The organism is Dactylosporangium sp. NPDC000555 (assembly GCF_040300025.1).
In the GTDB taxonomy this organism is placed as follows: domain Bacteria; phylum Actinomycetota; class Actinomycetes; order Mycobacteriales; family Micromonosporaceae; genus Dactylosporangium.
On sequence record NZ_JBEPDB010000013.1, the window covers coordinates 1 to 20983 of the forward strand.

Here is a 20983-nt window from a genome sequence, read left to right on the forward strand (position 1 = left end):
GCCCCCAGCTAGACTACTGGGTTGATAGGCCGGAGGTGGAAGCCTGGTAACAGGTTTGAGCTGACCGGTACTAATAGGCCGAGGACTTGACTACTACACAAGCTTGAAAGAAGTTTTTGCATCCACTGTGTGATTCTGAACCAATACCGTTCGCACCCTGCCATGAAGTGTGGTGGGTGTGCGGGGTTGATAGGTTCATAGTGTTTCGGTGGCCATAGCGGAGGGGAAACGCCCGGTCCCATTCCGAACCCGGAAGCTAAGCCCTCCAGCGCCGATGGTACTGCACCCGAGAGAGTGTGGGAGAGTAGGACGCCGCCGGACAATCTTTCGATCGAGGGTCGCCCATTGGGCGACCCTCGACTCGTTTCACCGGGTCGAGCGCAGGTGGCGCACCCCGGTCGGGAAGGATGAAGTCGTGAACGCAACGCCACACGACGGCAAGGGCCAGGACGGCAACGGCAACAGCGGCCCGCGGCGGCCGCACAGGGACTCCGGGCCGGCTCGTGGTCGCGATGATCGCGGTCGTGACGATCGGCCCAGGGGCGGTTTCCGCGACGGAGGCGCTCCGCGCGGTGATTCGCGGGGCGATGGGCCCGAGCGCGGCGGGGCCGGCGACTACCGGGGTGGTTCCTCTGGCGCCCCGCGGGACCGTGATGGTGGCTTCCGCGAGCGCAGCGGCGGCTTCCGTGACCGTGACGGGAGCTCTCGCGACCGCGATGGCGGTCACCGCGATCGCGACGGCGGTTACCGGGGCCGCGAAGGTGGTTACCGGGGCCGCGACGGCGGCTACCGTGACGGCGGCTCGCGCGATCGCGACCGTGACGGCGGGACTCGCGGGGACCGGCCGTCCGGGTACCGGGACCGTGATGGTGGGTCGCGTGGTGAGCGGCCGTCGTCGGGGTTCCGCGAGCGTGACGGTGGCTTCCGTGACCGGGATCGCGAGGGCGGGTTCCGCGGCCGTGACCGCGATGGTGGCTTCCGCGATCGTGACGGTGGGCCTCGCGGTGATCGGCCGTCCGGTGGGTTCCGCGATCGTGATGGTGGGCCGCGTGGTGATCGGCCGTCCGGTGGGTTCCGCGATCGTGATGGTGGGCCTCGCGGTGATCGGCCGTCCGGTGGGTTCCGTGACCGTGATGGTGGGCCCCGCGGTGATCGGCCGTCCGGTGGGTTCCGCGATCGCGATGGCGGGCCGCGCGGTGATCGGCCGTCCGGTGGGTTCCGTGACCGTGATGGCGGGCCGCGTGGGGACCGGCCGTCGGGCTTCCGCGATCGCGATGGTGGGCCGCGTGGGGACCGGCCGTCGGGCTTCCGCGATCGCGATGGCGGGCCTCGCGGTGATCGGCCGTCGGGCTTCCGCGATCGCGATGGCGGGTCCCGTGGTGATCGGCCGTCCAGTGGGTTCCGCGACCGCGACGGTGGGCCGCGCGGGGACCGGCCGTCCGGTGGGTTCCGCGACCGCGATGGCGGGCCGCGCGGGGACCGGCCGTCGGGCTTCCGCGATCGCGACGGTGGGCCGCGCGGGGACCGGCCGTCCGGTGGGTTCCGTGACCGTGATGGCGGGCCTCGTGGTGATCGGCCGTCCGGGTACCGCGACCGTGATGGCGGGCGCGACCGCGACAGTGGGTTCCGCGACCGGGGCGGGAATCGGCCCGGGTATCGGGACCGGGGCGGGGACACGCGCCCCGGTGGGTTCCGCGACCGGGACGCCGGCGGGCGCGATGGCGGGTTCCAGCGCGGTGAGGGGCTGCGGCGCACCGACGCCGGTGGGTACCGGCCGCGGACGAGTGACCCCGGGTTCGCCAGCAGCGACGAAGCGGGCGAGGAGACCGTCAGCCGGGTCGCCGATCCGGTGCTCGCGGAGGACATCGACGCCTCGGAGCTCGACCGGGAGGTCCGGGCGGAGCTGAGCTCACTCGCGCGGCCTGTGGCCGAGGAGGTCGCTCGTCGGCTCGTCGCGACGGGGCAGCTGATCGACGAGGACCCCGAGCTGGCGCTGGCGCATGCGCTCGTGGCGCGGCGGAAGGCGTCCCGGATCGCGGTGGTGCGCGAGGCGGCGGGGCTCGCGGCGTACCACGCCGGGGAGTGGCAGACGGCGCTTGGAGAGCTGCGGACGTACCACCGGATGAGCGGGCGGCAGACGCACATCGCGGTCATCGCGGACTGCGAGCGGGGGCTCGGCCGGCCGGAGAAGGCGATCGACCTGTTCCGGACCGCGGACCGGGAGCGGCTGTCGGCCGAGGAGATCGTGGAGTTGCTCATCGTCGCCGCGGGGGCCCGCGGGGACATGGGGCAGCACGACGCGGCCGTCGCGATGCTGCAGGTGCGGGAGCTCACTTCAGCTCCGGAGGCGCCCTGGGCCGCGCGGTTGCGGTACGCGTACGCCGATGCGCTGCTGCGTGCCGGGCGGCGGGAAGAGGCGCGGGAGTGGTTCGCCCGGGCCGCGGACCTGGACGAGGACCTGCGCACCGACGCGGCGGAGCGGCTGCTGGAGCTGGACGGGATCACGCTCGACGGGGACGCCGACGAGTCCGACGAGCAGGACGGCCAGGACGAACCGGCCGCCCGGGCGGCGGACGACGAGGACGACCGCGACGACGATGACGACGTAGACGACGATGACGACTACGACGAGGCAGACGACGTAGACGACGAGGACGACGACTACGACGACGACGAAGAAGACGACGACGAGGACGACGAAGACCAAGACGACTACGACGACGAAGATGACTACGACGACGAGGACGACGAGGACGACGACCTCGGCGACGACGAAGAAGACGACGTAGACGACGAGCGCGACGGGGACGCCGACGAGCGCGACGGGGACGCTGATGTCCGCGACGCCGGCCGTGAGGACGGGCCGGGGCGGGGAGCCGATCCGGATGTGGCCGTTGGCGACGACGAGCGCGACGGGGACCAGGGCGGTACTGAGCCGGTGACCACACGGGACGACGCGAGGCCGGCCGGCGGCCGCGATGGGACGGATAGGGCGTGAGCGCGGCGAGCGTCGCCGCGGCCGGTCCGGAGGAGGACGGCGGCGACCTGGTCGGCCACTACGACCTGGTGATCTTCGATCTTGACGGGGTGCTGTACCTCGTCGATCAGGTCATCCCGGGGGCCGCGGAGGCGTGCGCGAGGCTGCGCGAGCGGGGAATCCCCAGCGCGTACGCCACGAACAACGCCTCGCGGCTGCCCGGCGACGTGGCCGCGTTGCTCACGCGGATCGGCATCCCCTCGGAGCCGCGCGAGGTCGTCACCTCGGCGCACGCAACCGCGCTGCTGATGGCGGAGCAGTTCCCGGCCGGCACGCCGGTGCTCGTGCTTGGGGCGCCGGCGCTGCGCGAGGAGGTCGTCGCGGCGGGGCTGACGCCGGTGACCGAGGCGGAGCAGGCGCGGGTCGTCGTGCAGGGGTACGGTCCGGAGGTGCGCATGCGCGACCTCGGCGACGCCGCCGTGGCGATTCGCGGCGGGGCGGCCTGGATCGCGACCAACGCCGACAAGACGCTGCCGTCGCCGCGCGGGCCGCTGCCCGGCAACGGGTCGCTGGTCGTGGCGCTCGCCACGGCGCTGGGGCGGCAGCCGGACACGATCGTCGGCAAGCCGGACCCGGCGCTGTTCCTGGAGGCGGCGCGGGAGCGGGGCGCGCAGCGGCCGATCGTCGTGGGCGACCGGCTCGACACGGACATCGAGGGCGCGTACCGGGCCGGGATGGACAGCCTGCTCGTGCTGACCGGGGTGTCCGACGCCGCCGAGTTGCTCGCGGCGCCGGTCGAGCGCCGGCCGACGTTCGTGGCGGAGGACCTGGGCGGGCTTTTCGAGGCGGCTCAGGCGGTACCGCGGCAGGGGCAATGGCAGGTCACGGACCGTGACGGACGGTGGGAGCTCGCGGGCGACGGACGTCCGGTCGACGCCCTGACGGCCCTTTGCCAGGTCGCCTGGGCCGCGGGCGAGGTGCGGCCGGTCGTCGCGGCGGACGAGGCCGCGCAGGCCGCGCTGAAGTGGTTGAAGCTGGCCTGAGAGCCACGCGCGGCGCGATCGCACTGAGGCGGTCGCGCCGGGTTCTCCAGGCGGCTGGGCTCTACAGGAGCTTGCGGAGCTTCAGCATGTCCAGCATGCCGGCCTCGATCTTGATGCGGCCGCTCGTCCAGGCGGACATGACGTGGAGCTCGCCGTTGACCAGGGCGACCAGGTCGTCGCTCGACGAGGTCAGCTTGATCTTGGCGCGTGGGTCGTCGCCGTCCTGGAGGTCGGTGATCTGGCCGTCCTTGAGCCGGCCGTGGAACGCCACTTCGAGGTCGGTGACGCGGCAGGCGAGGGAACGGTCGAAGTCGAGCTTCTCCCGTGCCTCGGTGGCCTTGGCCGAAAGTCGCTCTGCCAGCTTTTGCAGTGCGGCACGACACTCGTCAACCGTTGCCATCGCGTGAATCTCCGTCTTTCTCTGCGGTTCTGTGGAATGTGACGGTACCGTACGGCGCCGCGGTGCGCCCGGTAGCGTGAGGGCGTACACCACTTGGAGGAGAGACGCAATATGGCGCAGGAAGCATGGCGAGCGTATCTGGAACTCGCCTATGGCATGACCGAGGCCACCACGAAGAAGGCGACCAAGACGGTCCGGCGCCTGGTGGGCAAGAGCGGCGCGACCGCCGAGCAGCTGCAGGCGATGGCCGAGGACCTGCTCAAGGCCGGCTCGGCGAACCGTGAGGCGCTGACGAAGCTGGTGCGGTACGAGCTGGATCGGGCGCTCGGTGCGGTCGGCCTGGCGACCGCGGACGAGGTGGCGGCGCTCACCTCCCGCGTGCACGAGCTCGAGGCGCAGCTGAAGGAGGCGGCCGTGAAGGCGGTCGCGCCGTCGCACGAGCCCGAGCCGCCGGTGGGTGCCGAGGCGATCGAGGAGGCCCCGGAGGAGGCGGCGGCGGCGAAGGCCGCGCCCGCGAAGAAGGTGGCGAAGAGGGCGCCGGCGAAGAAGGCCGCGGCTCCGGCGGCTCCGGCCAAGGCAGCTCCGGCCAGGGCGACCGCGACGCGGCGGGCGCCGGCGAAGAAGGCCACGGCGAAGGCCGCCATCGAGACCGTCGCGGCGGCCTCCGAGGTCGGGCCGGCCTCGGACAAGCTGCCCGTGAAGAAGGCCACGCGGACGCCCCGTAAGGCCGCGTCATGACAGCCCCGGTTCCCGGTCCCGTGCCTGGTGGGGGGCCTCGTCCGGGGCCGGTGCCCGGGCCCGGCGCGGTGCCGGGTCCGCCCGGCGCGGCGGTGCTCGGCCGGGTCGAGGCAGCGGTCGCGGCGCTGGGCGAGGTAGCGTCGCTTCCGCTGCGGCAACAGGTCGGGGTGTACACCGACGCGCACCGCACGCTGCAGGAGACGCTGAGCACGATCGAGGAACGCTGAGCATTCAGGGAGCTGCTGGCAGATGGCGCGCCGGAATCGACTCGACGCCGAGCTGGTGCGACGCGGGCTGGCCCGCTCCCGCGAGCAGGCGGCGGCGCTGATCGCCGCTGGCCGCGTGGAGGTGCGGGGAAGCGCCGCGGGCAAGGCCGCGGCCCAGGTCGACCCGGCGGACCCGGTGCGGGTGCTGGAGTCGGCGGCGGACGAGTACGTGTCGCGGGGCGGGCACAAGCTGGCGGGGGCGCTGGACGCGTTCGGCGCGCTGCCGGTCGCGGGGCGCCGCTGCCTCGACGCGGGTGCCTCGACCGGCGGGTTCACCGACGTACTGCTGCGCCGGGGTGCGGCTTCGGTCGCGGCGGTCGACGTCGGGTATGGGCAGATCGCCTGGTCACTGCGGACCGACCCGCGGGTGCGGGTCATCGAGCGGACGAATGTGCGCATGCTGACGCCCGAGCAGATCGGCGGCGCGTGCGAGCTGACCGTGGCGGATCTGTCGTTCATCTCGCTGCGGCTGGTGCTGCCCGCGCTGGCGGCCTGCACGACCCCGGGCGGCGACCTCGTGCCGATGGTGAAGCCGCAGTTCGAGGTGGGGCGTGAGGCGCTCGGCGACCGCGGGGTGGTGCGCTCGCCGCAGCTGCGCGCCGCGGCGGTGCTCGACGTCGCCGCGGCGGCCGCGGAACTCGGCCTCGGCGTGGCCGGCGTGGCGCGCAGCCCGCTGCCGGGGCCGCAGGGGAACGTGGAATTCTTCCTGTGGCTGCGGCGCGACGCCCCTGCGGTGGATCCGGCCGCGGTGGACGACGTGGTGGAGGGGGTTGTGGCTTCGTGAGCGGTACGGAGCGAAGCGGAGTGGCCGCTCACCAGGAGCGCGGGTTGAGCTCGCGCCGCTGCCGGAGCGAAGCGGCGCCTGGTCTGGGTCGGTCAGCGCGAAGCCCCATCGAGCCAGACTGGGCGGAGGTGACGGCGTGAGCGTTCGTGAGGCGCTGCTCGTCGCGCACACGGGCAAGGCCAGCAACAACGACCATGCTCGCACGGTCGCGGCGGACCTGCTCGACAACGGCTTCACGGTGCGGGTCCTCGCCGACGAGGCGGCGCAGCTGGCCATCCCGCGGGCGGTGCCGGTCACCGGCGAGGCGGCGGCGCAGGGGGTCGAGATCGTGTTCGCCCTCGGCGGCGACGGCACGCTGCTGCGCGCCGCCGAGCTCGCCCGGCCGGCGAAGGCCCCGCTGCTCGGCATCAACCTCGGTAAGGTCGGCTTCCTCGCCGAGGCCGAGATCGGCGACGTCGACAAGGCGGTCCGGGAGGTCGTCGAGGGCACGTACACGGTCGACGAGCGGCTCACGGTCGATGTCACCGCCGAGCACGACGGGCGGCTGGTCGGCAGCTCGTGGGCGCTCAACGAGGCCACCGTGGAGAAGGGCGCCCGCGAGAAGATGCTGGAACTGCTCGTCGAGGTCGACGGGCGGCCGCTGTCGCGGTACGGGTGCGACGGCGTGGTGTGCGCCACGCCGACGGGATCGACGGCCTACGCCTTCTCGGCCGGTGGGCCGGTCGTGTGGCCGGAGCTGGAAGCCTTGCTGATGGTGCCGATCTCGGCGCACGCGCTGTTCAGCCGGCCCCTGGTGATCGCGCCGACGGCGACCATCACGATCAACGTCGAGCCGTTCACCAGCTTCGCGCTGCTGTCGTGCGACGGCCGGCGGGTCATCGACCTCGCCCCGGGCTCCACGGTGACGGTACGCCGGGGATCCCTCCCGGTCCGCGTCGTGCGCCTGCGTGAGCGCGCGTTCACCGATCGGCTCGTGGCGAAGTTCGGTCTCCCGGTCGAGGGTTGGCGGCACAACAAACGGCATGGCTGAGTGGAGAACTGTCACACCCCGCGGCTAGTGTTCCTCACGTGCTGGAGGAACTCCGCATTACCGGACTGGGCGTGATCGAAGACGCCACCCTGCCCCTGGGCCCGGGCCTGACCGTCATCACGGGCGAGACCGGCGCGGGCAAGACCATGGTCGTGACGAGCCTCAATCTGCTGTTCGGCGGTCGCGCCGACGCGGGCCGGGTGCGCGCCGACCCGGGGCGCGCCACCGTCGACGGCCGGTTGACGCTGCCCAGGCACGTGCGGGCCGCCGTGGAGAGCCGCATCGCCGACGCGGGTGCCGGGGTCGACGACGACGGCACGCTGCTGATGAGCCGCACGCTGACCGCCGAGGGCCGTTCCCGTGCCCACGTCGGCGGGCGCACCGTCCCGGTGTCGCTGCTGTCGGAGGTCGGCGAGCGGGTGTTCGCCCTGCACGGCCAGTCCGACCAGTTGCGCCTGCTGCGCCCGGCCGAGCAGCGGGCCGCGCTGGACCGTTACGCCGGACCCGAGCACGAGAAGCTCCTCGGCCAGTTCGCCGAGCTGTATGCGCGCTGGCGGTCCGTCGAGGACGACCTCGCCGACCGGCGCGCCAACGCCCGTCAGCGCACCCAGGAGGCCGACCTGCTGCGGCTGGGCCTCGACGAGATCAGCCGCGTCGACCCGCAGCCCGGCGAGGACGAGCTGCTGCGCGAGGAGGCCCAGCGCCTCGAGCACGTCGAGGGCCTGCGCTCGGCCGCGCAGCTGGCGCACGTGGCACTGGCCGGCAACGGCGAGGGCGACGACGTGGCCGACGTGCTCAGCCTGATCGCGACCGCCCGGCGCACCCTCGAGGCGCAGTCCGGCGTCGACCGGGTCCTCGGCGAGCTCGCCGCGCGTCTCGACGAGGTCGCCACGCTCGCCGGTGACGTGTCCACTGAGCTGGGCACCTATCTCGCCTCGCTCGACGCCGACCCGGGCCGGCTGCAGGAGGTGTATGAGCGGCGGGCCGCGCTGCGGGCGCTCACCCGCAAATATGCCGAGGACGTCGACGGGGTCGTCGCCTGGGCGGAGCACGCCCGCACCCGCCTCGCCGAGCTCGACACGTCCGACGAGCTGCTGGAGGAGCTCGACCGGGAGCGCAGGCGGCTGCACGGGGAGGTCGCCGAGTTCGCGACCACCCTGTCCGCGGCCCGTCACGAGGCCGCCGGGCGGTTCGCCGCCGACGTCACCGTCGAGCTCGCGGGGCTGGCGATGCCGCACGCACGGATCGAGGTCGTCGTCGTGCCGAAGCCGGCCGGGAGCGGGCCGGCCATTCCCACAGCGTCCGGAGCGGACAGCGGTGTCGGGCCCGACGGGGCCGACGACATCGAGATCCGGCTCCTGCCGCACCCGGGGGCGCCGGCGCAGCCGCTGCAGAAGGGCGCCTCGGGCGGTGAGCTGTCGCGGGTCATGCTCGCGATCGAGGTCGTGTTCGCCGGGGTCGGCGGGCCGCCGACGCTCGTGTTCGACGAGGTCGACTCCGGGGTCGGCGGGACCGCGGCGGTGGAGATCGGCAAGCGGCTGGCCCGGCTCGCGCGGGATCACCAGGTGCTCGTGGTGACGCACCTGCCGCAGGTGGCGGCGTTCGCGGACCGGCACCTGGTGGTGGCCAAGGACACCGGCGGCGCCGTGACGACGAGCGGCGTGCGGGCGGTGGAGCGCACGGAGCGGGCCCGGGAGCTGGCCCGGATGCTGGCGGGGCTGCCGGACTCGGACCTCGGCATCGCGCACGCGGAGGAGCTGCTGTCGGTGGCGGATCGGGAGAAGGCTTAGCGTGACCGACAATTGGGCGCTTGGCATCGCGAGAAGCCGAGTTCCGGCGGCGCTGGCCGCGCCTGCGATCTGCGTCGACCGACATCATGTTTCTCCATGAACACGGAGTAAAAATGTACAAAAAGCAGCACATTCACTCCGTGATCATCGAGAACCCGTGCACCGTGTACGCCGGGGCGCATGACCGCGGGGACTTTGCTCGCTGGCTGCCGCTGCCAGCAATTGACGGTCGCTCTTAGCCCCTCCAGGCGGCCGCCGGCTGCTTCGTCGTGGGTAGCCTCGTTGTCACTGAGCGTTTGCGTGGTCGTCGTACGTTTCGAGCGTGGTGGATGCCGTTGCGGGGTCGCCGTGGGTGCTGCTCGTGGTCTTCCTCGTGGCCGGGCTCGATGCGATCGTGCCGCTCTCGCCGAGCGAGTCCACGTTGATCGCCGTCTCGGTGCTGGCCGGGACCACCGGGGAGCCGCACATCGCGCTCGTCATCCTGGCCGCCGCGTCGGGGGCGTTCGCGGGGGATGTGTTGTCGTACCGGATCGGGGTGCGGGCCGGGGCCGGGGTGCTGCGCCGGCTGCGGGGGAAGTCGCGCGGGCTGGCCGCGTATGAGTGGGCGCGGCGGACGCTGCACAGCCGTGGCGGACAGGTGCTGGTGTTCGCGCGATACCTGCCCGGCGGCCGGTCCGCGTCCGCGTTGGCCGCCGGGGTGGTCGGCTACCCGGCGGTGCGCTTTCGGGTCTGGACGGCGCTCGGGGTGGGCGTCTGGGCGTCGATGGCCGGGCTCATCGGGTACACGTGCGGGCTCTTCTTCGGGGGAAGCCCCTGGAAGGCGTTGCTGGTCGCCTATGCGGGGGCCGGCGCGTTGCTGGTCGCGGCGGAACTGGTGCGGCGCCGCTCAGCGCCGGCCGACCAGCAGGTTGACTTTCGTGCCGACGGGGGCGACGGTCATGGCCAGGGTGGACTGCTCGAGCACGATCATGGTGCCGGCCGGGCCGACCTCGCGGATCACCCCGAGTTCGAGTCCGGCGGCGCGTAGTGCGGCGGTCGCCTCGGCCGGGGTCTGTCCGGCGAGGTTGGGCACGCGGGTCAGGCGGATCGACGATAATGTTTCCATCTGGCGACTCCTCGTGATGGACCCTTGCGCTGACGTGAGGAACCGCCGGACGTCGTAAATACGCCTCCATAGTGTCGTGTACGCGACACCGAGTGTGAGGCTTCGAGGGTGACCGGCGTCACTCCGAAACGTGAAATGGGGCGTTCCACCTGCTCGTGGACATGTCGCACACGGCTTTCGGCAACGCCCCATGCCAGGATGGTGCTGATGCGACTTCCAACCTTGCGCCGCAACCGGCCCGCCGAGCCGGGTGTCATCGCCGGCGTCGTGCGGCTCGATCGGCGGACGAAGCGCCTGGTGGGGCGGCTGCGGCCGGGCGACATCGCGGTCATCGACCACATGGACCTCGACCGGGTGGCGGCCGACTCGCTGGCCGCGTCGGGCGTGGCGGCGGTGCTCAACGCCAAGCCGTCGGTGTCCGGGCGGTATCCGAACCTCGGGCCCGAGGGGCTGATCAAGGCCGGCATCCCGCTCGTCGACGACCTGGGCGAGGAGCTCTTCGACCGGCTGCGCGAGGGCGACTCGGTGCGCATCGAGGGCGACAGCGTGTATATCGGCGACGAGGCCGTCGCCAAGGGTGTGCGGCAGGACGCCGACTCGGTCGCCGAGGCGATGGCCGACGCCCGGGAGGGCCTGTCGGTGCAGATGGAGGCGTTCGCCGCCAACACGATGGAGTATCTCAAGCAGGAGCGCGGCCTGCTCCTCGACGGCGTCGGCGTGCCCGAGGTGCAGACCCAGATCGCCGGGCGGCACTGCCTGATCGTGGTGCGCGGGTATGACTACAAGGCCGACATCGACGTGCTGCGGCCCTACATCCGGGAGTACAAGCCGGTCCTCATCGGCGTCGACGGCGGGGCCGACGCGCTGGTCGAGGCGGGGTACACCCCGGACCTGATCATCGGTGACATGGACTCGGTCAGTGACGACGTGCTGCGCTGCGGCGCCGAGATCGTCGTGCACGCCTACCCCGACGGGCGCGCGCCGGGCCTGGCCCGGGTGCAGCGGCTCGGCGTCGAGGCGATCACCTTCCCGGCCGCGGCGACCAGCGAGGACATCGCGATGCTGCTGGCCGACGAGAAGGGCGCGTCCCTCCTGGTGGCGGTCGGCACCCACAACACGCTCATCGAGTTCCTCGACAAGGGCCGCGGCGGCATGGCCTCCACGTTCCTGACCCGGCTCAAGCTCGGCGGCAAGCTCGTCGACGCCAAGGGTGTCAGCAGGCTGTATCGGCAGAGCCTCTCCGGTTCGTCGCTGGTCCTGCTGCTTGTTTCGGCGATCGCCGCGATGGCCGCCGCGCTCGCGGTCACCACGATCGGCCGGGCCTATCTCAGTGTCATCGCCGAGTGGTGGGACAACCTGATCTTCACGCTGTTCTCGTAGACGGGCCGCATTTCCTGTGATCAATTTCCGATACCACGTGGTGTCGCTGGCCGCCGTGTTCCTGGCGCTGGCCATCGGCCTCGTCGTCGGGACCGCGGCGGCGAACGGGCCGCTCGCCGAGAACCTCAACGAGCAGGTCAACAAGATCACCGACGAGAAGCAGCAGTTGCGCGACGACCTCGAGCAGTCCCGGGCGGAGCTGAAGAAGAACGGCGACTTCGCCACCGAGGCCGCGCCGATGCTGCTGAGCAACAAGCTGCCGAACAGGAACGTGCTGCTCATCAGGCTCAGCGGCAGCGACAGAAGCGACGTGAACACCGCCGCCGACGGCGTGGCGACCATGCTCGGCACCGCGGGCGCCAAGGTCGTCGGCACCGTCACCGTCAAGGAGAAGTTCACCGCCGCCGCCAGCAACGAGATGCTGCTCGACCTCGCCGAGTCCTTCGCCCCGCCGGGCGTCAGCGGCGCCCTGCCCAGCCAGGCCAACGGCGTGGACACCTCGGCCGCGCTGCTCGCCGCCGTGCTCGTCGGCAAGTCCGGCACGCCGCAGGTCGAGGGCGTGCGCACCGTGCTCAGCGCGTACGAGTCGGCCGGGTTCATCGGGGTCGACGGTGACTTCAAGGCGCCCGCGGAGGCGGTCGTGATCGTCGCCGGGGCGCCCGCCACCGGCAAGGACGCCAAGGACCGCAACGCCGCCGCCCTCACCCTGGCCAGCCGGTTCGACCTGGCCGGGCGCGTCGTCGTGGCCGGGCTGTCGGCCAACAGCCTGGTGGCGTCGGTACGCGCCGACGCCTCCATCGCCCGCTCCATCTCCACCGTCGACAACGCCGTCACCGCGAACGGGCAGCTCGCCGCGGTCATGGCCCTCGCCGAGCGGCTCGGCGGCAAGACCGGCCACTACGGCATCGGCGACGGCGCCACCGGCCTGCTGCCCAAGGGCGCGAGCGTGACCAATGGCTCGTAGCCGCGTGCTGAGGTTCATCGGCGGCGCGCTCGCCGGCCCGGTCGGCGGCGGCGTCGCCCGCGCCGCGCTGCGTGCTCTGCGGGACACTCCCGCGCTGGAGCGCACCAACTTCCACGGGCGCACCGTCTCGCTCGCCGGCGGCCCCGCCCTCGCCCTCGGCGCCACCGCCGGCGCGATCGTGCACCGGCCCGAGCATGCCGCCGCGACCGCGATCGCGGGCCTCGGCGCCGGGGCCGTCGGGCTCTACGACGACCTCGTCGGCGCGCGGCCCGAGCACGCGGCCAAGGGCTTCCGCGGGCACCTCGGCGCGCTGCGGCAGGGCCGGGTCACCAGCGGCCTGGTGAAGATCGCGGGGGTCGGCGCCGCCGGGCTCGCCGCCGCCGCGCTGCTGCCCCGCAAGCGCGGGATCGACGTGCTGCTCGGCGCCGGGGTCATCGCCGGCGCGGCGAACCTGTTCAACCTGCTCGACCTGCGCCCCGGCCGGGCGCTGAAGGCCGGGCTCGCGGCCGGCACACCGCTGGGGGCGTCCGGCCCGCTCGGCGCGGCCGGCGCGCTGCTGCCGGCCGACCTCGACGAGCAGATCATGCTCGGCGACGCCGGGGCCAACGCGCTCGGCGCGCTGCTCGGCACCGCCTACACGGCCCGCACCGGCACGTTCGGGCGGCTCGCGGCCCTGGCCGGGATCGTCGCGCTGACCGCGGCGAGCGAGAGGGTGAGTTTCACCCGGGTCATCGAGGGCAACCCGGTGCTCAACGCGGTCGACCAGTGGGGACGGCGGCAGCACGACCCGAACGCATCGGAAACGTCAGAGAAGCCGGCGCAGCCGAAGCCGCGCAAGCCCTCCCCGTATCCGCGCGGGTGACGGGAAGCCGGATCTTCGGCGCGGCGGCACTCGTCGCGGGCCTCACCATTCTGAGCCGGATTGCCGGATTTGCCCGCATCATGGTGTTCAACACGACGGTCGGCTCCACCGGCCTCGGCAACGCCTACCAGGCGGCGAACACCGTCCCCAACATCATCTTCGAGCTCGTCGCCGGCGGGGCCCTGGCCAGCCTCGTCGTGCCGCTGCTGGCCGGCAAGGACCGCGAGACCGTCGGGCGGACCGTGGGCGCGCTGCTCACCTGGGTCGTCCTGCTGCTCACGCCGATCGCCGTGCTGGTCGCGCTGCTCGCCCACCCGCTCGTCGAGCTGCTCGCCAGCGGGCAGAACCCGCAGGTCATCGACGCGGGCGCGGCCATGCTGCGGGTGTTCGCGCCGCAGCTGCCGCTGTACGGGGTGGGGATCGTACTGGCGGGGGCGCTGCAGACGTACCGCCGCTTCGCCTGGCCGGTCATCGCGCCGCTGCTGTCGAGCCTCACGGTGATGGGCGTCTACATCGCGTTCGGCGTGCTGGCCGGGCGCGGAGCCGCGCTCGGCGGCATCTCCGGCGGCCACCTGCTGGTCCTGTCGGGCGGTACGACGCTCGCGGTCGCGGTCCTCTCGCTGTGCCTGGTCCTGCCCGTGAGCCGCCTCCGGCTGCGCATCCGGCCCACGACCAGCCTCGACGTCGGCGCGATCGCCACGCTCAAGCCCCTCGCGATCGCCGGGATCGTCACTGTCGGCACCCAGCAGCTGGTGCTCGGGCTCGCCATCCGGCTGGTCAGCTACGGGCCCGACGAGGGCGTCATTTTCATCTACAGCCTCGCCCAGACGATGTTCCTGCTGCCCTGGGCGGTGCTCGCGGTGCCGGTGGCCACCACGACCTACCCGGCGCTGGCCGAGCACGGCCACGCCGGCGACCGGGCCGGGTTCGCCGCCGTGCTCGCGCCCGCGGTGCGCGCGGTCGTGCTGCTGAGCTGCCTCGGCGCGGCCGGGCTGATCGTGCTCGCCCGGCCGATCGCGGTGCTGGTGGCCGCCGCCTCCCCGCATCCGCCGGCGATCGGGCCGCTCGCCGCCGGGATCGCCTGGTTCGCCCCCGGCCTGCTCGGCTACGGCCTGTTCGCCCTGCTGTCACGGGCCCTGTACGCCGGCGGTAACGCCTACCCGGCCGCGCTCGCCACCGCGATCGGCTGGGCGGCCGCCGCGGTCGCCGCGGTGTCCCTGGCCGTGGCGCTGCCCGTCGCCGATCGGGTGGCCGCCGTCGCCGCGGCGAACTCGTTGGGCATGCTGGTGCTGGGGGCGGCACTGCTGGTCGCGGTGTGGCGGCGAGCCGGGTCCGAGGCGCTGGCCGGCACCTGGCGCAGCACATCCATCTCGGTCGTGTCCGCCGCGGCGGCCGTCGGCGCTGGGCTGCTCGTACGGGCACATCTGCCAACCCCGGGTGTGGGCGGGGCCGTCACGCAGGGCATGCTGTGCGGAGTCGTGGTGGCGGCGGTGTTCCTCGCCGGAGCGGCGGTCGCGGACCGGCGGACCCTGCGGCGATTGATCGGAGGCAGGCTGATCCGAGGAAGACGAAGGGACGGGTAGGTGGGCGCCCGCATCGCGTTGGTCCTGGCGTCGAGCACGGGCGGCATCGGCCGGCACGTCGGCATGCTCGCCCAGGCTCTGGTCACCCGCGGCCATGAGGTCAGCGTGCACGGGCCGGCGGCGACCGAGGAGCAGTTCGGCTTCGCGGCGCGCGGCGCGCGGTTCGTGCCGGTGGAGATCCCGGCCAGCCCGCAGCCGGGCGACGTGCTCGCGGTGCGCGCCCTGCGCCGCTCGGTGCGCGGCGCCGACGTGATCCACGCGCACAGCCTGCGCGCCGGGCTCGTCGCCGCGCTCGCCCGGCCGGCCGGCACCCCGCTCGTCGTCACCTGGCACAACCTGGTGCTCGCCACCGGCCTGCGGGCCAAGCTCTATCACCCCCTCGAGCAGCGGGTCGCCCGCGCCGCCGACGTCACCCTCGCCGTCTCCGGCGACCTCGTGGCCCGCGCCCGCGAGCTCGGCGCCCGCGACGTGCGCCTGGCCAAGGTGCCCGCGCCGGTGCCCCGGCCCGTGGCCCGCGCCCGCGACCGGGTCCGCGAGGAGCTCGGCGCGGAGCCGGAACAGCCGCTCGTGCTCGCCGTGGGCCGCCTGCACCCGCAGAAGGGCTTCGAGACGCTCGTGTCCGCCGCCGCGCGCTGGCGCGACCGGGCGCCCGAGCCGTTCGTCGCGATCGCCGGCAGCGGGCCGTCGTACATGTCGCTCGCCCAGCGCATCTCCGTCGAGCATGCCCCGGTGCACCTGCTGGGCAACCGCGACGACGTGCCCGACCTGCTCGCCGCGGCCGACCTCGTCGTGGCGACCAGCGTCTGGGAGGGCCAGCCGCTGTTCATCCAGGAGACCCTGGCCGCGGGTGTACCGCTGGTGTCCACCGCCGTCGGCGGCGTCCCCGAGCTCGTCGGCCCGGCCGCGCGGCTCGTCGCGCCGCACGACGTCGACGCCGTGCACGACGCCGTGCTCGAGCTGCTCGACGACCCGGCCGCCCGCGCGGAGCTCGGCCGGCTCGGGCTCGCGCAGGCCGCCACCTGGCCGACCGAACAGGACACCGTCGAGCAGGCCGAGGCGGTGTACGCGCAGCTGCGCGCCCGCGAGGAGGGCTGATGCGGCACTGGCTGCATCGGTCCACCCCCACGCTGCTGGCCCTGCTCGCCGGTCTCGTCGGGCTCGTCGCGCTGGTTCCGCAACCGGCCGCGGCGCCCGCGGCGCCCGCCGCCGACTACGTGCTGATCGTCGGCGCCGCCGGGCTGCGCTGGGACGACATCACCGCCACCGACACCCCGGCCATGTGGCAGATGGCCCAGGACGGCGCGATCGGGGCGCTGTCGGTGCGCTCCGCGCGGCGCATCACCTGCGCGGGCGACGGCTGGCTGACGCTCGGGTCCGGCAACTTCGCGATCCACACACCCGGTGCGGTGACGCCGACGTGCCCCGAGCTGAGCGTGCCGATCGACGTGGACAACTCGGGCGCCTCGCTGCCCGACCAGGGCGACCTCGTCGCGCGCAACCGCGCCCTGCACTGGGGCGCACAGCCCGGCGCGCTCGCCGAGGGCGTGCGGTGCACCACCGCGATCGGGCCCGGCGCGGCGCTCGCCGCCGCCCGCCCGTACGGCCGCATCGACCGCTACTCCGCGAACCTCAACGACAGCCTGCTGTCCGCCTGCGCGCTGACGCTGATCGACCTCGGCCAGATCGCCGGCGACGACCCGGTGGCCCGGGCCGCGGGCGCCCGCCGCGCCGACGCCGCGCTCGCCTCGATCCTCGCCGCCCGGCCCGAGCGCTCGGTCGTCGTGCTCGCCGGCCTGTCCGACCTCGACGCCACCAGCCGGCTGCACGTGGCGATCGCACAGGGCCCCGGGTTCACCGGCGGCTGGCTCACCTCGCCGTCGACCTCGCGGCACGGCTACGTGCAGGTCGTCGACCTCGCCCCGACCGCGCTCGCGGCGCTGGACCGGCCGCTGCCCGGCAAGCTCTTCGCCGGCGGTCCCGCCTCCACCAGCAGCAGCGGCCGCCCGTCCGACGTCACGGCGGCCGTCAGCCGGCTCGCCGACGCCGACCGCGAAGCCAGCGTCCAGCGCCGGGTCGGCACGAACTTCCTCACCACCCTCGTCTTCGCCGAGCTTCTGCTGTTCGTCGCCGTCGTGCCGCTGCTGCGGCGGGCCCGGCGCCCGGCCGGGCCGCTGACCCACCGGCCCGTACCGCGGTCGATCGTGCGCGCCGCCGAGGTGCTGCTCATCTCCGCCTCCCTCGCCGTGCCGGCGGCGCTCGTCGCCGACCTGCTGCCGTGGTGGCGCTGGGCGCGGCCCGGCCTCGGCTTCGGCGGCGTGACCCTCGCCGCGCTCGCCGTCGCCACGTTCGCGATCGCGTTCGTCACCGCCCGCAGCCGGGCCATCGCGCCGCTCGGCGGCGTCGCCGCGATCGCCGCCCTCGCGGTCGCCTTCGACGTGCTCACCGGGTCGCGGCTGCAGCTCAACGGCGTCGCCGGATACTCCGCCGTGCTCGGCGGCCGCTACGCCGGCGTCGGCGTCATCGGCCTCGGCCTGCTCGTCGCCGGCGCGCTGCTCGGCGGCGCGGCCATGGCCCAGCGCTTCGAGCGGCGCTGGCGCCCGTTCGTGATGGCCCTCATCGGCGCGGTCGGGATGGTGGTGATCGGCAGCCCGTACCTCGGCGCCGACGCCTCCGGTGCGGTCGCGCTCACCGCCGGCGTGTGCGTGGCCGCGGCGATGGCCGTGGGCGGTTGGCTCACCATTACCCGCCTGCTGTGGGCGGCCGCCGCCGCGCTGTGCGTCACTGCGGGCTTCGCGGTGCTCGACCTGTTCCGGCCGGAGGAGCAGCGCAGCAGCATCGGGCGGCTGCTGGTGCGCACCCAGGACGGCACGGCCGGGTTCATCGCCCGCCGCATCGGCGAGGCCGACGTGGTCACCACCGTCACCAGCCCGCTGACCGTGCTGGTGCTGGGATCCCTGCTGTACACCACCTTCGTCCTCCTGCGCGACTGGGGCGGCCTGCGCCGGCTGCTCGGCGTCTTCCCGCCGGTCCGCGGCGCGCTGTCCGGCCTGGTGGTCGCGTGCCTGCTGGCCGGCCTCGTCGAGGGCGCGTCGTTCAACGTGCTCGGCGCCGCCCTGGCCACGGCGCTGCCCCTGGTCGTGCTGTCCTGCCTGCGCGTGCTCGACCACGCCGACGACCGCAGCCAGCCCGCCCCGCGCGTGCCCGAGGCGGCCCTGGAGAGCTGACCGCGCCGGGCCCGCGTGGACCCCGGTCAGGGGTGCAGGATCGCGGCGTCCAGGGTGCGGGAGCGGCCGCGGAACTCGGCCAGCACCGTGCCGTCGGCGCGGCGGACCGTGACGTCGTAGAGGCCCGAGCGGCCGCGGCGGGTGCGCTCCACCGCCGTGGCCGTCAGCTCGTCGCCGCCGCGGGCCGGCTCCAGAAACGTCACGTCGGCGCCCGCCGCCACCGTGACGCGGTCGTAGGTGTTGCACGCGAACGCGAACGCGGTGTCGGCGAGCAGGAAGACGTAGCCCCCGTGGCCGATCGTGTGGCCGTTGAGCATCCGCTCGGTCACCGTCATGGTGGCCACGGACCGGCCGGGGCCCACGCCGTCGATCCCGATGCCCAGGGACCGCGATGCGGTGTCCTCGGCATAGAGCTTCGCGGCGCAGGCCTCGGCGAGCTCCTGCGGACTCACGTGGCGTCGGTGGCCGGGCGCAGCGTCGCCCAGTCGCGGGCCCGCGACTGCGCGGCGCCGAGGACGCCGATCACACAGGCCGCGTTGGTGATCTCGCCGGACAGGGCCATCGTCACGGCCTGGTCGAGATCGATCCAGTGCAGCTCGAGGTCGGCTTCCTCGTGGGTGCGCTCGTGGCGCTCCTGCTGCGGTACCGGCGCGATCTCCCGGGCCAGGAACAGCCGGATGCGCTCGTTGGAGCAGCCCGGGCTGGGGTGGACATCGGCCAGCAGGTCCCAGCGGGCGGCGACCAGGTCGGCCTCCTCGGCGAGCTCCCGGGCGGCGGCGCCGACCAGCGACTCGCCCGGCACGTCGATGAGGCCGGCGGGCAGCTCCCACAGGACCTGGCGGACCGCCGGGCGGTACTGCCGCACGAGCGCCACGCGCCCGTCCGCGTCCAGCGCCACGACCCCGACGGCGCCGACGTGCACCATGTAGTCGCGGTCGACGACCTCGCCGCCGGGCATCTCGATGGCGTCGGTGACGATGGAGAACACCCGGTTGCGCAGCCGCTCGGTGTGCGAGCGCACATCGTAGGCCGTCACGCGTCGACCGTCTCCAGCTCGACCGGCAGGCGGTCGGCGGCGTTGTAGACGACGGCGGCGCCGACGAACGCGGCGAAGAGCGGGTGCGCGCGGGTCGGGCGGCTCTTGAGCTCGGGGTGCGCCTGGGTGGCCACGAAGAACGGGTGCTGCTCGCGGTCGAGCTCGACGAACTCGACGAGCCGGCCGTCCGGCGACGTGCCCGAGACCCGCAGGCCGGCGCGGACCATCGCGTCGCGGTAGGCGTTGTTGACCTCGTAGCGGTGGCGGTGGCGCTCGGAGACCTCGGTCTCGCCGTAGGCGTCGGCGGTCAGCGTGCCCGGCACGAGCACGGCCGGGTAGGCGCCCAGCCGCATCGTCCCGCCCAGGTCGCCCTTGCCCGCGACGATGTCCTCCTGGTCGGCCATCGTGGCGATGACCGGGTCCGGGGCGTCGGCGTCGAACTCCACCGAGTTGGCCCCGCCGATGCCGCCGACGTGGCGCAGCACCTCGATCGTCATGCATTGCAGGCCCAGGCACAGGCCGAGGGTCGGGATGCCGTGCTCGCGGGTGTACTGCGCCGCGCCGATCTTGCCCTCGATGCCCCGCACGCCGAAGCCGCCCGGGATCACCACACCGTCGACGCCCGCGAGGGCCTGCGCGGCCCCGGCCGGGGTCGTGCACGCGTCGCTGGGCACCCAGCGGATCTCGACCCGGGCCCGGTGCGCGAAGCCGGCGGCGCGCACGGCCTCGGTGACCGACAGGTAGGCGTCGGGCAGGTCGACATACTTGCCGACGATTGCGACCGTGACCTTCTGCCGCGGGTGGTGCACCCGGTCGAGCAGGTCGTCCCACTTCTTCCACGCGACGTCGCGGAACGACAGGCCCAGGCGGCGCACCACGTAGGCGTCCAGGCCCTCCTCGTGCAGCACCCGCGGGATGTCGTAGATGGACGGGGCGTCGGGCGCGGACACGACGGCCTCGGCGTCGACGTCGCAGTACAACGCCAGCTTGTTCTTGGTCTTGTCGGGGATCTCCCGGTCCGAGCGGCAGACCAGCGCGTCGGGCTGGATGCCGATGCTGCGCAGCGCCGCCACCGAGTGCTGGGTCGGCTTCGTCTTGAGCTCGCCGCTGGGCGCCAGGTAGGGCACCAGCGACACGTGCAGGAAGAAGCAGTTGTCCCGGCCGATGTCGTGGCGCACCTGGCGGATCGCCTCCAGGAACGGCAGCGACTCGATGTCGCCGACCGTGCCGCCGACCTCGGTGATGATCACGTCGGGCGCCACGCCGTCGGCGTCGGGGGCGGACATCGCCCGGATGCGGGCCTTGATCTCGTTGGTGACGTGCGGGATCACCTGGACCGTGTCGCCGAGATACTCCCCGCGCCGCTCCTTGGCGATCACTGCCGAGTAGATCTGGCCGGTCGTCACGTTGGCGTTGCGCGACAGGTCCTGGTCGAGGAAGCGCTCGTAGTGCCCGATGTCGAGGTCGGTCTCGGCGCCGTCTTCGGTGACGAACACCTCACCGTGCTGGAACGGGTTCATCGTTCCGGGGTCGACGTTGAGGTAGGGGTCGAGCTTCTGCATGACCACCCGCAGCCCGCGGGCGCTGAGCAGACTGCCCAGGCTCGAGCCCGTCAGGCCCTTGCCGAGTGAGGAGGCGACGCCCCCGGTGACGAAGATGTGCTTAGCCTGCCGGCTGGCACCGGTCCGTGCTGATGAGGACAAAGCCCGCTCCCGTGGGGTCCGTCACGCTGCAGAGTCAGCGATCCACGGGAGTTCAGCCTAACACCAGGTAAACGGCGGTGCAGAAGACACACCTGGGG

At 73.5% G+C, this 20983-nt stretch carries 18 protein-coding genes, 2 rRNA genes and 2 pseudogenes; 17 read left to right on the forward strand and 5 right to left on the reverse strand.

Features of this window, described 5'->3' with window-relative positions; translation table 11 throughout:
- The 5 genes from ABT297_RS11070 to ABT297_RS11090 all read left to right on the forward strand — a co-directional run.
- Positions 1 to 94, forward strand: a 23S ribosomal RNA gene (locus ABT297_RS11070); the annotation flags it as partial.
- 110 nt (positions 95 to 204) lie between these two features.
- Positions 205 to 321: ribosomal RNA gene (gene rrf, locus ABT297_RS11075) — 5S ribosomal RNA — on the forward strand.
- Positions 322 to 503: 182 nt separating this feature from the next.
- On the forward strand, positions 504 to 1907 hold the full coding sequence (locus tag ABT297_RS11080) for a hypothetical protein (RefSeq protein ID WP_350547517.1): 1404 nt from the start codon (positions 504 to 506) through the stop codon (positions 1905 to 1907).
- Positions 1904 to 2998, forward strand: coding sequence for a tetratricopeptide repeat protein (locus tag ABT297_RS11085; RefSeq protein ID WP_350547786.1), 1095 nt, complete (start codon positions 1904 to 1906; stop codon positions 2996 to 2998). The genes ABT297_RS11080 and ABT297_RS11085 overlap by 4 nt, the downstream gene beginning before the upstream one ends.
- Positions 2995 to 4020: an HAD-IIA family hydrolase gene (locus tag ABT297_RS11090; RefSeq protein ID WP_350547520.1), complete on the forward strand. Its 1026-nt coding sequence runs from the start codon at positions 2995 to 2997 to the stop codon at positions 4018 to 4020. The genes ABT297_RS11085 and ABT297_RS11090 overlap by 4 nt, the downstream gene beginning before the upstream one ends.
- 61 nt (positions 4021 to 4081) lie before the next feature.
- Here the strand turns inward: ABT297_RS11090 and ABT297_RS11095 are convergent, their stop codons facing one another.
- Complete coding sequence (locus ABT297_RS11095; RefSeq protein ID WP_350547523.1) at positions 4082 to 4420, reverse strand: SCP2 sterol-binding domain-containing protein; 339 nt, start codon at positions 4418 to 4420, stop codon at positions 4082 to 4084.
- A 111-nt stretch (positions 4421 to 4531) separates the two neighbouring features.
- On the opposite strand from ABT297_RS11095, the gene ABT297_RS11100 reads away from it, so the two are divergent.
- The 6 genes from ABT297_RS11100 to ABT297_RS11125 all read left to right on the forward strand — a co-directional run bounded on the left by ABT297_RS11100 (position 4532) and on the right by ABT297_RS11125 (position 10055).
- Positions 4532 to 5158 (forward strand): hypothetical protein, encoded by a 627-nt coding sequence (locus ABT297_RS11100; RefSeq protein ID WP_350547526.1) that lies wholly within the window; start codon positions 4532 to 4534, stop codon positions 5156 to 5158.
- Complete coding sequence (locus tag ABT297_RS11105; protein ID WP_350547529.1) at positions 5155 to 5385, forward strand: hypothetical protein; 231 nt, start codon at positions 5155 to 5157, stop codon at positions 5383 to 5385. Before ABT297_RS11100 ends, ABT297_RS11105 begins: the two co-directional genes overlap by 4 nt.
- A 22-nt stretch (positions 5386 to 5407) precedes the next feature.
- On the forward strand, positions 5408 to 6208 hold the full coding sequence (locus ABT297_RS11110) for a TlyA family RNA methyltransferase (RefSeq protein WP_350547532.1): 801 nt from the start codon (positions 5408 to 5410) through the stop codon (positions 6206 to 6208).
- 118 nt (positions 6209 to 6326) lie between these two features.
- Positions 6327 to 7238, forward strand: a complete 912-nt coding sequence (locus ABT297_RS11115) for an NAD kinase (protein WP_350547788.1) — start codon at positions 6327 to 6329, stop codon at positions 7236 to 7238.
- 38 nt (positions 7239 to 7276) lie between these two features.
- Positions 7277 to 9028 carry a DNA repair protein RecN gene (gene recN / locus ABT297_RS11120; RefSeq protein WP_350547535.1) on the forward strand — a complete coding sequence of 584 codons (1752 nt, stop codon included), beginning with the start codon at positions 7277 to 7279 and terminating at the stop codon, positions 9026 to 9028.
- A gap of 394 nt (positions 9029 to 9422) precedes the next feature.
- Positions 9423 to 10055, forward strand: coding sequence for a DedA family protein (locus ABT297_RS11125; RefSeq protein ID WP_350547790.1), 633 nt, complete (start codon positions 9423 to 9425; stop codon positions 10053 to 10055).
- Here the strand turns inward: ABT297_RS11125 and ABT297_RS11130 are convergent.
- Positions 9984 to 10325, reverse strand: a pseudogene (locus tag ABT297_RS11130) (PASTA domain-containing protein); the annotation flags it as partial. The gene ABT297_RS11125 and the pseudogene ABT297_RS11130 sit on opposite strands and share 72 nt — an antisense overlap.
- 15 nt (positions 10326 to 10340) lie before the next feature.
- On the opposite strand from ABT297_RS11130, the gene steA reads away from it, so the two are divergent.
- The 6 genes and pseudogenes from steA (at position 10341) to ABT297_RS11160 (ending at position 18146) form a co-directional block, all read left to right on the forward strand.
- Complete coding sequence (steA, locus tag ABT297_RS11135; RefSeq protein ID WP_350547538.1) at positions 10341 to 11513, forward strand: putative cytokinetic ring protein SteA; 1173 nt, start codon at positions 10341 to 10343, stop codon at positions 11511 to 11513.
- Positions 11514 to 11529: 16 nt separating this feature from the next.
- Positions 11530 to 12477, forward strand: a complete 948-nt coding sequence (locus ABT297_RS11140) for a copper transporter (RefSeq protein WP_350547541.1) — start codon at positions 11530 to 11532, stop codon at positions 12475 to 12477.
- A gap of 7 nt (positions 12478 to 12484) precedes the next feature.
- Positions 12485 to 13261: pseudogene (locus ABT297_RS11145) on the forward strand (hypothetical protein); the annotation flags it as partial.
- A gap of 74 nt (positions 13262 to 13335) precedes the next feature.
- A complete protein-coding gene (gene murJ / locus ABT297_RS11150; RefSeq protein ID WP_350547544.1) occupies positions 13336 to 14922 on the forward strand; it encodes a murein biosynthesis integral membrane protein MurJ in 1587 nt (528 codons plus the stop codon).
- Complete coding sequence (locus ABT297_RS11155; RefSeq protein WP_350547547.1) at positions 14923 to 16017, forward strand: glycosyltransferase family 4 protein; 1095 nt, start codon at positions 14923 to 14925, stop codon at positions 16015 to 16017.
- Positions 16017 to 18146 carry a hypothetical protein gene (locus tag ABT297_RS11160; RefSeq protein WP_350547550.1) on the forward strand — a complete coding sequence of 710 codons (2130 nt, stop codon included), beginning with the start codon at positions 16017 to 16019 and terminating at the stop codon, positions 18144 to 18146. Before ABT297_RS11155 ends, ABT297_RS11160 begins: the two co-directional genes overlap by 1 nt.
- Positions 18147 to 18172: 26 nt before the next feature.
- Here ABT297_RS11160 and paaI read toward each other — a convergent pair whose 3' ends face one another.
- From paaI to pyrG, 3 genes are read right to left on the reverse strand one after another with little or no spacing between them, the layout of a single operon-like run.
- Complete coding sequence (gene paaI, locus ABT297_RS11165) at positions 18173 to 18631, reverse strand: hydroxyphenylacetyl-CoA thioesterase PaaI (RefSeq protein ID WP_502885556.1); 459 nt, start codon at positions 18629 to 18631, stop codon at positions 18173 to 18175.
- The gene (locus ABT297_RS11170) at positions 18595 to 19182 is read right to left on the reverse strand and encodes an NUDIX domain-containing protein (RefSeq protein ID WP_350547556.1); all 588 of its coding nucleotides are present in this window, start codon (positions 19180 to 19182) and stop codon (positions 18595 to 18597) included. The genes paaI and ABT297_RS11170 overlap by 37 nt, the downstream gene beginning before the upstream one ends.
- Positions 19179 to 20885 (reverse strand): CTP synthase, encoded by a 1707-nt coding sequence (gene pyrG / locus ABT297_RS11175; RefSeq protein WP_350547558.1) that lies wholly within the window; start codon positions 20883 to 20885, stop codon positions 19179 to 19181. Before pyrG ends, ABT297_RS11170 begins: the two co-directional genes overlap by 4 nt.
- Positions 20886 to 20983 lie beyond the last annotated feature (98 nt).